Source organism: Cutibacterium sp. 37298, from assembly GCF_023838685.1.
GTDB lineage: Bacteria > Actinomycetota > Actinomycetes > Propionibacteriales > Propionibacteriaceae > Cutibacterium > Cutibacterium acnes.
Genome location: NZ_JAJNRJ010000006.1, coordinates 92,560 through 104,169 on the forward strand (window position 1 = coordinate 92,560; position 11,610 = coordinate 104,169).

9 protein-coding genes and 1 pseudogene are annotated in these 11,610 nt (G+C 60.1%); 3 read left to right on the forward strand and 7 right to left on the reverse strand.

Annotated elements, in window-relative coordinates; translation table 11 throughout:
* Nucleotides 1-10: 10 nt before the first annotated feature.
* From LRP59_RS11810 to LRP59_RS11820, 3 genes are all read right to left on the reverse strand, one after another.
* Nucleotides 11-1,156 (reverse strand): Gfo/Idh/MocA family protein, encoded by a 1,146-nt coding sequence (locus tag LRP59_RS11810; RefSeq protein WP_002521224.1) that lies wholly within the window; start codon nucleotides 1,154-1,156, stop codon nucleotides 11-13.
* A gap of 206 nt (nucleotides 1,157-1,362) precedes the next feature.
* On the reverse strand, nucleotides 1,363-2,343 hold the full coding sequence (locus LRP59_RS11815; RefSeq protein WP_014604368.1) for a LacI family DNA-binding transcriptional regulator: 981 nt from the start codon (nucleotides 2,341-2,343) through the stop codon (nucleotides 1,363-1,365).
* 95 nt (nucleotides 2,344-2,438) lie between these two features.
* Nucleotides 2,439-3,932 (reverse strand): CoA-acylating methylmalonate-semialdehyde dehydrogenase, encoded by a 1,494-nt coding sequence (locus LRP59_RS11820; protein ID WP_002513198.1) that lies wholly within the window; start codon nucleotides 3,930-3,932, stop codon nucleotides 2,439-2,441.
* 364 nt (nucleotides 3,933-4,296) lie between these two features.
* Between LRP59_RS11820 and LRP59_RS11825 the strand changes: the two genes are divergently transcribed.
* Nucleotides 4,297-4,533, forward strand: a complete 237-nt coding sequence (locus LRP59_RS11825; RefSeq protein ID WP_002513197.1) for a hypothetical protein — start codon at nucleotides 4,297-4,299, stop codon at nucleotides 4,531-4,533.
* Nucleotides 4,534-4,677: 144 nt separating this feature from the next.
* On the opposite strand, the gene iolD is transcribed toward LRP59_RS11825, so the two are convergent.
* From iolD to iolC, 4 genes and pseudogenes are all read right to left on the reverse strand, one after another.
* A complete protein-coding gene (gene iolD / locus LRP59_RS11830; RefSeq protein WP_002531794.1) occupies nucleotides 4,678-6,576 on the reverse strand; it encodes a 3D-(3,5/4)-trihydroxycyclohexane-1,2-dione acylhydrolase (decyclizing) in 1,899 nt (632 codons plus the stop codon).
* 2 nt (nucleotides 6,577-6,578) lie between these two features.
* Nucleotides 6,579-7,451, reverse strand: coding sequence for a 5-deoxy-glucuronate isomerase (iolB, locus tag LRP59_RS11835; protein ID WP_002513195.1), 873 nt, complete (start codon nucleotides 7,449-7,451; stop codon nucleotides 6,579-6,581).
* The gene (locus LRP59_RS11840) at nucleotides 7,448-8,335 is read right to left on the reverse strand and encodes a hypothetical protein (protein ID WP_002513194.1); all 888 of its coding nucleotides are present in this window, start codon (nucleotides 8,333-8,335) and stop codon (nucleotides 7,448-7,450) included. The genes iolB and LRP59_RS11840 overlap by 4 nt, the downstream gene beginning before the upstream one ends.
* Nucleotides 8,332-9,320, reverse strand: a pseudogene (gene iolC / locus LRP59_RS11845) (5-dehydro-2-deoxygluconokinase). Before iolC ends, LRP59_RS11840 begins: the two are co-directional and overlap by 4 nt.
* Nucleotides 9,321-9,534: 214 nt before the next feature.
* Here iolC and LRP59_RS11850 point away from each other — a divergent pair.
* Together LRP59_RS11850 and LRP59_RS11855 are read left to right on the forward strand one after the other, a co-directional pair.
* A complete protein-coding gene (locus LRP59_RS11850; protein ID WP_002513191.1) occupies nucleotides 9,535-10,278 on the forward strand; it encodes a GntR family transcriptional regulator in 744 nt (247 codons plus the stop codon).
* 101 nt (nucleotides 10,279-10,379) lie between these two features.
* The gene (locus tag LRP59_RS11855; protein WP_002513190.1) at nucleotides 10,380-11,456 is read left to right on the forward strand and encodes a transaldolase family protein; all 1,077 of its coding nucleotides are present in this window, start codon (nucleotides 10,380-10,382) and stop codon (nucleotides 11,454-11,456) included.
* The last annotated feature ends 154 nt before the right edge of the window (nucleotides 11,457-11,610 follow it).

An 11,610-nucleotide genomic window follows, 5' to 3' on the forward strand; every position in this document is an offset into this window, starting at 1 on the left:
CACGGTGGTGTCAGATGAGATCAATGGTTTTCCCGCCGGCCGCCGCAGATCGAGCGACGGCATCGGCGATACACACTGTTCGGTACCCGTGCGCAAAGGACGGCACCGGAGGAAACCCTTCGTCCAACCCCAAGACCTGGTCGAGGAAGGCCCTCGCTTGGTAGGTGAATTGTTCAATCTGAGTGCGACCAACACCAGCAAAATCCATGGATGATCCACCCTTGTAATAGGGGAAAGCTGGATTGGACAATACTTGACGAGGCCCGCTGAATCCTTCTGGGGTTGATGTGTCGTCCACAATGATCTCACCGGAGCGAGCCAGATCGAATGAGGCCCGCCCCTGGGTACCGAAGACGTCGAACTCCATCGAATTGGGCAGGCCAAATGCAACACGGGAAACGACAATCGTGCCAATGGCCCCGGACTCGAAGGTCATATTGAATACTGCAATGTCGTCATTTTCCACGGTTTCGATGCCCTGCGCCGACACCGTCGTCCCACGTCCTCCTGCAACTCCCTCCAGCGCGGGCGGACGCTTATCGATAATCGTGGCAAAAGCCCCACCACGGACGCTTCGTATCGGACCACAGACGAACTCGGCCACATCGATGATGTGCGAACCAAGATCCCCTAGGGCGCCCGAGCCCTGAGAGCCTCGATAGCGCCATGCCATCGGCACGGTGGGATCGACGCCGTACCCGCACCAATACCGCCCAGAAAACGTCGTAACATCACCTAAACGGCCGTGTCGCACCAGTTCGGCTATTGCAGCGACTGAGGGGTGGCGTCGGTAATTGAAGCCGACGCCGGTGACGACCTGGGAGTTAGCTTCCAGCTCAGCCATTGCCCTGGCATTCTCCAAGCTGTCAGACAGTGGCTTCTCGCACAGGACATGTTTGCCAGCCCGGACCAGGTCCTCGGCGACCTGACGATGCAGTGCGTTCGACACGACGACCGACACGACGTCTATATCGTCAGCGTCCACGATGTCATGCCAGTCAGTTACTGCTCTTTCGTAGCCATAACTGTCGCGGGCGCTACGAGCGAAGGGCTCGTAAGAGTCACAGATGGCAGCGAGCCGTATAGGGGGTATCCCCTCGGATCCGAACACGGTCCCGACCTGGCGCCAGGCGTTGGCGTGCGTTCGACCAGCCATACCGGCTCCGATGACGGCTACCGCCAAGGGATGCCGCTGCGACGTGGCTGGTTGTGATAATGCCGACATGCGCTCTCCTCGACGACGATGTCAGTAGGTTTCACAGCATGATTTAACGCGCGTTAAATCATGGTTCCATGCACCTCATGGAAAGTTTGTCCTGTCAAGGAATATGCGGGGCTGCATCATTGCAGGCCCACCAGTCATCAGCGCTTCGAGGAGGATCTGATGACCAGGCGAGGCTCAACGGTGTGATCGAGACCTCGGACCGCACCTGCCACCATGTCGAGCGCGATGTCTACTAACGCGCCGGGTTGCTGGTTCACCGACGTCAGATCAAACTCTGGGCGCGAAGCCAGATGAGTGTCGTCGAAACCCACAACGGGAATCCACTGCCGAGACTCCAGCCCCACGGAGCGCAATACCGACAGGGCATTGAGCGCGACGGCATCATTGTGCGCCACGACACCGACATCGGTCTGCGCGTCGTCGATGAAGCGCGCTAGAATGGGAACGACCGCCTCACCTCGTTCCACTATTGCAGGTACACACTCGATTCCAGCAGACTGACATGCTGCAATAAGGGCTGCCCGGCGCCGTAGCACCCACACCATCCCCGATCCGCAGTCCTCAGCCAGAGAGACAATGCGACGCACTCCCTGTGAGCCCAGGTGCTCAACGATGAGTTGTGCCGCGGCGTCCTCGTCGACGTGGACACAGGGGACGACGCCAGATTGGTTCTCGGCTCCCAGCAGGACCAGGGGTGATGTGGGGCCGCTGAGTGCGGCAAGCAACTCGAGGTCCCCCACTGGCGAAACGACAACGACTCCAACAGCTCGGAACTCGCGAAACCGGCGCAGCACTGCCTCTTCACGGCGAGTGTCGTCCGAGGCGGTGCCCACGAGCGGTAGCCACCCAACACGCTCCGCCGCGACGGAAAGATACGAGACGACCGTCTCGAAGAAGGGATTACGCAAGTTGGGAAGGATTATTCCCAATACCGGAGAGCTCCCTGTCGCCAAGCTGGCGGCTGACAGATCCCGGCTGTAACCAAGCCTATCGGCTGCGTCTTGGATGCGCCGACGAGTGGCTGACGAGACTCCGGGGCGTCCCGCCAGGGCCAAGGATACCAGACCACGAGAGACCCCAGCCATGCGTGCAACATCGGCCTGAGTTGGGTTGCGCATCGACGTGCCCCTTCCCTTCGGCATGGTGACATCGGCACAAGGGTAACGAGGCGGCCGGGAACAAGTCCTGACCGCCTCGACCTACATACGCCGTGTCACTCCTCGCGCTGGAACGACATCGTCGCGGCGTAGGTCTTCTCCGTTGGCCAGCGCTCGGTGATCGCCTTAGCACGGGTGTAGAAGGTAACGCCTTCTGGACCGTGAATGTGGGTATCACCCAGCAGCGACTCCTTCCAGCCACCGAACGAATAGAACGCGACCGGGGTCGGAATCGGCACGTTGACACCAACCATGCCCGCCTCCACATCAAGGGTGAAGCGACGGGCTACACCGCCATCGTTGGTAAATATCGCAGAACCGTTACCGAATGGCTGAGCGTTGACGATCTTCAACGCCTCCTCGTAGGTGTCGGCATGCACGATAGCGAGTACCGGACCAAAAACCTCCTCGGTATAGACCGGGGCATCCAGGGGGACGTCGTCAAGGACTGTCGGGCCGAGAAAGTGCCCGTTCTCGTAGCCCGGGACTGTGAGGCCGCGCCCATCAAGGACGACCTTCGAACCACGCTTCTCCGCATCATCGATGAGGCCGACGATACGATCTTTGGCCTTGGCGGAGATGACGGGCCCCATCTCGACACCCTCGCCCATGCCCTCTCCGACCTTGATGGCCTCGGCATACTTCTTAACTTTCTCGGCTACTTGTGGACCGCAGCCCCCGACGGCGACGACCACGGGAAGGGCCATGCAACGCTCACCAGCAGCTCCGAAAGCGGATGCGGAGATGTGCTGGGCAGCAAAGTCCAGATCGCTGTCGGGCATGACAATGGCGTGGTTGTTCGCACCGCCGAGGGCCTGGACGCGCTTGCCATGGCTTACGCCGGTGTCTTGGACAATGTGAGCCACTGGCGTCGAACCAACAAACGAAATAGCGTCGATACCCGAGTGAACCAAGATGTCCTGAACACTGCGGCGATCCCCCGAAAGCACGTTAAAGACGCCGTCGGGAAGTCCGGCCTCTTTGTAGAGCTCCGCGGTGAGGAGCGAAGCGGACGGCGTAGGCGATGCTGGCTTAAGAATGAAGGCATTTCCAGTAGCAACGGCCAGCGGGTGCATCCACATCGGGACCATGGCTGGGAAGTTGAACGGGCAGATACCCGCAACAACGCCGACCGGCTGACGGGTGGTGTGGATATCGACTCCGGTGGACACGTCATGAGAGTATTCGCCTTTAAGAGCAACGTTGATCGCTGTCGCGAAGTCAAGGGTCTCCCGACCACGCTGGATTTCGCCAATCGCGTCGGAGTAGTTCTTGCCGTGCTCTTCAACGATGAGCCGCGCCATCTCGTCCTGGTGGTCTAGCACGAGCTGGCGCATCTTGAACATGATCGCCACTCGTTTCGACAGCGAGTAGTTTGCCCACTCTTTCTGCGCATCACGGGCCACCTCTACGGTGTGGTCCAAATCTTCCTTGGACGCCTGCAACAGCTCTGCAGTTACCTCACCGGTTGCGGGGTTCTCAACGGGAATTACTCCCAGCGGGGATCCCTCGTAGTACTCACCGCCGACCCATTGTCTGATGGTCTTCATGCTCGAGAACTCCTTCGTTGTCGATGGACGTCGGGGTCGACCAGCTCCGTGGCCAACGCAGCTCATGATAGCCCATTTGACATAGTTTGTACTAACAAATAGAGATCCTGGTTCCAGATCACAGACTCACCCCGTCCATCCAAGCGCTCGTAACGCCGCCAGAACATCTCGGTGCCCACCAACATGCCGCTGATGAAGTAACACCACCGCCGTAACTGTTATATAGGTCCCCTGACAATTGTGCTAACATGTTTGCCGTTGGGGCAGTTCCCAACCGTTCGAGGAATCTTGAGCGCACACGGCCGTGCCGAGCACGGCCGTACGGTCATGTCTCGGCACCCGAGAGGGAGTTGAGACATCACACATGTCCTTGAGCTACGTTGACTCTGGAATCATTCTGCGTACCCCTGCCGGTATGGGGTCGGTTATGCACAGTCAGGCAGTCACACTGCTTCGCTTCGTCCCGGCAGCACTGGTTCTGTTCGCCCTAGCTATTGCCGGCGTCATCAACCAAGCTCCGATCCTCACGATCGTCTCTGGTCTCATGACCGTCGCCCTGACGATCACGCTGAGCATGGTGCACTTCTTCGACAACGCCTGAGCACACAGCTCCGCATCGCGACGTTCACGCCCCACGGGAACAACAAGATAACCGGTCTCACGAGGGGATCTAGCCAAAACTGGATCCCCTCGTACCGTCACTACGACACGTCGCCTAATCCCCAACCGAGGATCGGGGATGCGGTCAGAAAAACCTGCGCTGTGCGGCAACCTGTCCGGTGTACTCGGCATAGGCTTTCTGCGTCGACTCCAGGCGCGATTGCGACGTGACCGGTACATCCCACCATCCCGATGCAGGTGGGTTGGGCCCGTACAGGTCAGTCTCAATATGGATCATCGTGGCATGATCAGACGCCTCGGCCTTACGGTAAGCCTCCCTGAACTCCTTGATGGTACGAACCTCGAGGACATCAATACCCCACGACCGCGCGTTAGCGGCAATGTCAAGGGGTAACAGGGCGTCGTCCCCGACCACATGACCTTGACCGTCGTCGTGCTGGCGGTACTTCGTCCCGAACCGCTGGGAACCGTGAGACTCCGACAGCGCCCCGATGGACGCAAATCCGTAGTTCTGAAGCAATACGAGAATGACCTTCGCACCCTCCTGGACGATCGTTGCCAACTCCATCGGCAGCATCTGGTAGGTGCCATCACCGACAATCGCAACGACCTCGGAATCCGGCAACGCCATCTTCACGCCCAATGACGCCGGAATCTCGTAGCCCATGCACGAGAATGCATACTCCACGTGGTACTGCACGGGAGTGCTGGCACGCCACAGACACTGCAAGTCGCCAGGCATCGAACCGGCAGCATTAATGACCACGTCGTCATCACCCATGAGCTCGTTGAGCGCCCCAAACACCTCGGTCTGTGCCGGGAGCGGACCGTGCCCCAGGTGGTAGCAACGATCAGTTACCTCTGCCCACGCTTTGGCCTTCGCGCTAGCGAGGTCGCTCCATTCCTGAGGAACGCGGTAGCCGTCAAGCTCCTTCGACAGGGCTGTGAGAGCCTCACGCGCATCGGCCACCAACATCTGCGCACCCTGCTTGGCGGCATCAAAGGACCCCACATTGACGTTGACGAACGTCACGTCCGGATTTTTAAAGGCCGTCTGTGAACCGGTGGTGAAATCGGAGTACCGCGTACCAATGCCGATGATGAGGTCGGCCTGGGCCGCCAGCGCATTCGCTGAGTCGGAACCAGTCGCACCAACGCCACCAACGGCACACGGATGATCCCAATTGATTGCACCCTTCCCCGCCTGGGTGTCGGCGACCGGGATGCCGGTAGCAGATGCGAAGTCCCGCAGCTCCTGGCTGGCCTCGGAGTAGATCGTGCCTCCACCAGAAATGATGAGTGGACAGCGTGCGGCACGGATGGCTTGCGCTGTACGCACCAGAGCGGCCCTATCGGGAAGGCGACGATCGATGTACCACACCTTCTTGGCGAAGAAAGACACCGGCCAGTCGTACACCTCGGTCTGTACGTCCTCTGGTAGACAGATGACGGCAGCTCCCGTGTCCACAGGATCAGTAAGCACCCGCATCGCACGAGGCAGCGAAACCATGAGTTGTTCGGGACGATTCACTCGATCCCAGAACTTCGAGACCGGACGGAACGCGTCGTTGCACGATACATCGGGGTTGGTGGGGTCCTCCAACTGCTGAAGGACAGGATCAGGTGCCCGATTGGCGAAGATGTCGGATGGGAAGAGCAACACCGGTACCCGATTGGTGGTGGCGAGAGCCGCACCGGTGACCATGTTGAGCGAACCCGGCCCAATGGACGCGGTGGCAGCTAACGCCTGCAACCGGTTCGTAGCGCGGGCGTAGGCGGAACAGGCGTGAACCATACCTTGCTCGTTCCGGCCCATCCAATACTCAAGTCGGCCTTCCTCATCGTCGGGGGCCGCCTCATTCTGCAAGAGCGCCTGGCCCAAACCAGTAGCATTTCCATGGCCGAAGATCCCAAAGACTCCGCGTATGAAGCGGCGTTCAACCCCGTCTCGCTCGGTGTACTGATGAGTCAGATAGCGCACGATGGCCTGTCCGACGCTGAGCCTCACAGTCTGCTCAGTCATAATCACTCCTTTGAGTCGTCCACCGCTAGCGGCAGGCGCGGGTCGATATCTTGATCCTGCCAAGTTTGACGAATCCACCCGTAATGCGGATCGTCGACTGATTTCCACTCAGCGGCGCCTGGCCCCGCCATCACATTGAGGTAGTACAAGTCGTAGCCGGGGGCGGCTGCACACGGCCCATGCCAGCCATGCGGCACCAGAGCTACGTCACCGTTCGAAATCATCTCTGCCACGTGGATGCGACGGTCCGGCGTGCCATAAGTCCCGTGGAATGCCATCCCTGGACCGTGCTCGTCACCGCGAATCTCGAAATAGTAGATCTCCTCGAGTTCGTGCTCGACCTGCGACTCCTCGTCATGCTTGTGAGGAGGGTAGGAGGACCAGTTGCCCCCCGGGGTGAGAACTTCGCAGGCCAGCAACCTGGAGGTATGCACTGGGTTAGCAACGGCGTAGTTCACCACCTGGCGCGAGCAATTACCCGCCCCACGCAGCTCGACACTCACCTCCTTGGACGGGCAATACCCGGGCTCAAGGTCCTCACTAGCGAGGGCGTTGGGCAGCGCCACTCGTCCGCCACTGACAGCAGTGACGGTGATTGTCCTGTGGCGGGGCACGAAGGCATAGTCGGTGACCTCACCCCAGATAGTGCTGCGCCCGGCGAGATCGGCTCGGAACCCATCACCCTGCACTGTGAACGACCCTTCCAGAGGTAGAACGAGGTACTCGTGGTCGTCGGTAGTCAGCTCGAGGGTCTCATCTTTCGTCAAACTCGCAATAGTTAGACCGGAGTACGTCCAGCCAACTCGCTTAGGGTCAACAACAACGTCGCGACAGCCCGAGGCAGTGCTCCCAGATCGAAGAACTAGTTCCGTCATGCTTGTACTCCCAACAATTGAACAGCGTTGTCAATGGCGGTTGCCACGTCCGAGTCCGGTGGATAGAGGACCGATCGTCCCAAGACGAGTCCACGGACATGGCGTGCGGCCAGTGCCGTGGCCCAACGACGCCCGGTCTCCCCAGGATCCGTGCTCACCTCTCCCCCGAGCAGGAGAATGGGCAGCGAGGTGGCTCGTACCACCCGCTCCATATCGTCAACCGCGGGCAATTTGAGCCAGGTCCACGAGGTATCGGCGCCAAGACCCGAAGCCATGACCACCGATTTCACGACCGCGTCAGCGGAAAGATCGTTGACGACCTTGCCATCGTCAGCACGGTAGGAGATGAACGGTTCCACCATGGCAATTCGCCTCGCCCTGGCCAGAGTCGTCACAGCCTCGGCACAGGCCTGCGCCGTGGTAGCCGTACCTGGGTCGGACAGATCGAACCTCAGCAGCATCTTGCCACCGGTCAGATCCTCGTCAAGGATTCCTTGCACGTCGTAGCCCGTCATTCGGTCGTCGAGCTCGAAGGAAGCTCCAGCGAACCCTCCTCGGTTCATCGAACCGAATACAACCTTGCCATCTAGAGCGTCGAGGTTCGCCAGGTCGGCGACCATGTCGGCAGTTCCCAGAAACCCATTGACCCCGGGACGTCCTAATGCGGTCACGCAGCGCTCGAGGAGGTGTTCCCGGTCAGCCATGGCATCGGCACGACCTCCCGCTGCGAGTGCACCGCGAGCAGGATGATCAGCCGCGACGACCATCAGCGGTTCAGTGGGGCTCCACGTCGCTCGGGGACGCTGTCGGACGCGATCGGCAAAACGCACCGGATCGGCAAGTCGCCGATCTAACAGCTTGTCAATAAGCGGGGTACACGTCATGACAGATGTTCCTCTTTGATGGCAATGTCCGGATGTTTCGCCATCATCGCGAACAGTTCCGGTTCCGAGGGCATCGCGGTGGAGCACTCCAACCGCGTCGCGACAAGGGCTCCTGCGGCCGACGCTGCTTGAATCGTCTCGGCGAGGCTCCATCCCTCTAGCAACCCGTGACATAGGCTGCCGCCGAAGGAATCTCCGGCTCCGAGGCCATTGGTAACGTGATTGGGGTGGGGGCGACCTCCACGCGCTCCTCATGGGTCATGGCCAAGGTACCTTTGGGCCCCTGCTTGACGACGGCAAGCTGAACGCCTGCATCAAGCAGTGCATGAGCAGCTCGGTCGGGGTCGGACTCCCCGACCGCCATCTCACACTCCTCGCGATTTCCGATCGCCACCGTCACGTGCGGCAACACCGCCGAGACTGCCTCATGAGCCTTCACCGCGGACTGCCAGAACATCGAACGGTAGTCGAGGTCGAGGACGGTGTGTTCTGCCTTACCGCGCACCTCGAGGGCTCGGCAATGTGCGTCGTAGGAAGGCTGTTGACACAAGCCAGTCACCGAAAGCCACAGGATTTGTGCATTCCTCACAGCATCCTCAGGCACGTCGTCCGGAGTGATCCTCAGATCTGGAGCGGTAGGACGCCGGTAGAAGTAGAGCGGGAAGTCGTCGGGGGGAAAGATCTCGCAAAACGTCACCGGGGTGGGCAGTTCGGAATTGACGAGCACGTAGTTGTCATAGACACCGAGTCTGGCCATCTCGCGGCGACAGAACCGCCCGAAAGGATCATCGCCTACTGCCGTGACGACTGCGGCAGAATGACGCAGCCTGGCAGCCGCGACGGCCACATTGGTCGGACTACCGCCAAGGAACTTTCCGAACGACGTGACATCCTCAAGCCCCACCCCGTACTGCAGCGGATAGATGTCTACACCAATTCGTCCCATCGTGAGCACATCAAGGTCACGGCGGCGGCTGGATACCATGACGACTCCACTTCATCGAGGATGTCTAACGCCTCAGATACTACCAACCAAGAGACATATGTCAATACAATTGATAATGTTGCCAGCTACCCTACTCCGAATACAGAAATCGCCACCCGCCTATATCCTGACGCAGCCCGTACGATCGGTCCGCCCCTTGCACTGCCCACCAATAGACTGTGCGTCAGTACATACCCACAAATGAGGAACGACAGTGGAGAACGAGCCCTACATCGCTGACATCACCATCGACCGGTCGCACCCAGAACCACTCCACACCCAGATCGCCGAGCCCCTGGCGCAACTCATCGAATCCGGCGAGCTTCCTCCCGGAACGCGCATCGAAGACGAAATGTCCATGGCGGCACGCCTGCATGTGTCACGCCCCACCGCGCGGCGAGCTTTTGAAACCCTGACCCAACGTGGACTCGTCATCCGCCGACGCGGCATCGGCACCCAGGTGACCCCCACCCGGGTGCACCGCTCCATGAACCTCACGAGTCTTTATGACGACCTACAGGCATCTGGCCAAAGGCCGCGCACCAGCGTGCTCAACTGGACAGTGGAAACCGCCCCGCCAGCAGTAGCCGCAGCGCTTGGCCTGCCCAGCAACTCCGAAGTGACCCATTTCCGCCGACTACGAATGTCCCAGGACGAACCGCTGGCCATCATGACGAACTGGGTACCCGTGGACCTCGCGCCCAGTGCAGAAGAGCTGAGAACCACTGGTTTCTATGACTATCTACGCAGCAGGGATGTCGTCGTCGCGGTAGGCCATCAACGATTCAGCGCCCGCCTCGCCCTCCCTGACGAGGCACGTCTGCTCAACGAACCGCCCGGCGCCGCCCTACTCACGATGCAGCGCACGGCATGTGACGAGTCCAACCGCGTCATCGAGTTTGGACAGCACGTGTACCGCGCCTCCATCTATGCCTATGAGAACACGGTGTACGCCTGACACCGCGGCGAGATTATTTGACAGGACAAACTTTGCGGTGTTGGCTAGATCTTGTACCGGCGGCGACGACGAGCCGGTGAACACCTCGCACAGGAGTTGCCATGAAGATCAACTACACCCCAGGTCCGCTCCTTGACGCGTCCCGCACGACCCCGACGGCGCTGTGGAACGACTCGGCCGATCTAGACGAACTTCGTCAGTCCATTGCATTTGGCGGCGTCGGTGCCACGTGCAACCCGGTTATCGGTTACACGACCATCAAGAAGCATCCAGACATCTGGGAAGACCGTATTCGCGCTATCGCCGAGAACAATCCCACGTGGGGAGAGTCCCAGATCGGATGGCAGGCCATCAAGGACATGTCAGTCGAGGCCGCAAAGCTCCTCGAGCCGATCTTCGTCGAGCACAAGGGCCGAAACGGTCGTCTCTCCATCCAGACTGATCCGCGGCTGCATCGCGACGCCAAGGCTCTGGCAGACCAGGCCGAAGAGTTCAGTAATCTTGCGCCAAACATCATCGTCAAGATCCCCTGCACCTCTGTGGGCATAGAGGCGATCGAAGAGGCCACCTACCGTGGCGTTTCGGTCAACGTGACGGTGTCCTTCACCGTACCTCAGGCAGTGAGATCGGCTGAAGCCATCGAGCGAGGGCTGCAGCGCCGTGTAGCCGAAGGCAAGCCCATTGACGAAATGGGACCTGTAGTGACAATCATGGCCGGTCGCCTTGACGACTGGCTCAAAATCGTGGCCGAGCGCGATCGCCTCTTTATCGACCCCGGACACCTGGAGTGGGCCGGCATTGCCGCGATCAAGCGCGCCAACCAGATCTTCGTCGAGCGCGGATTCCACTCCCGGGTGCTGTGCGCCGCATTCCGCAACGTCTTGCAGTGGTCCGAACTTATCGGTGGCGACCTCGTGGTCTCTCCGCCGTTCAAGTGGCAAAAGCGCATTAACGACTCTGACTACCAAGTTGTCCCACGCATAGATGAACCGGTTGACGCCGAGCACCTTGATGCTCTCAAGAAGATCCCGGAGTTCATGCGCGCCTACGATCCTGATGGAATGACAATCGAGGAGTTCGACACGTTTGGTGCCACCCGCAGAACTCTTCGCCAGTTCCTCCAGGCCGATGCCGATCTCGACACCTTGGTGCGTGACATCATCACCCCAGCCATCTGATCCTTCCCGGAGTTAGCTGATCGACGCGTGAGCAGACCCTGGAGTGCCCCCGTCAGCTCACGTCGGTGGTGGGCCCCCGAGAGAATGTTCGCATGCGCCCCCCCCCCACAACCCCCCCCCGTGTAACAAAACCCCCAAGTGGGGGGGGCCCCCA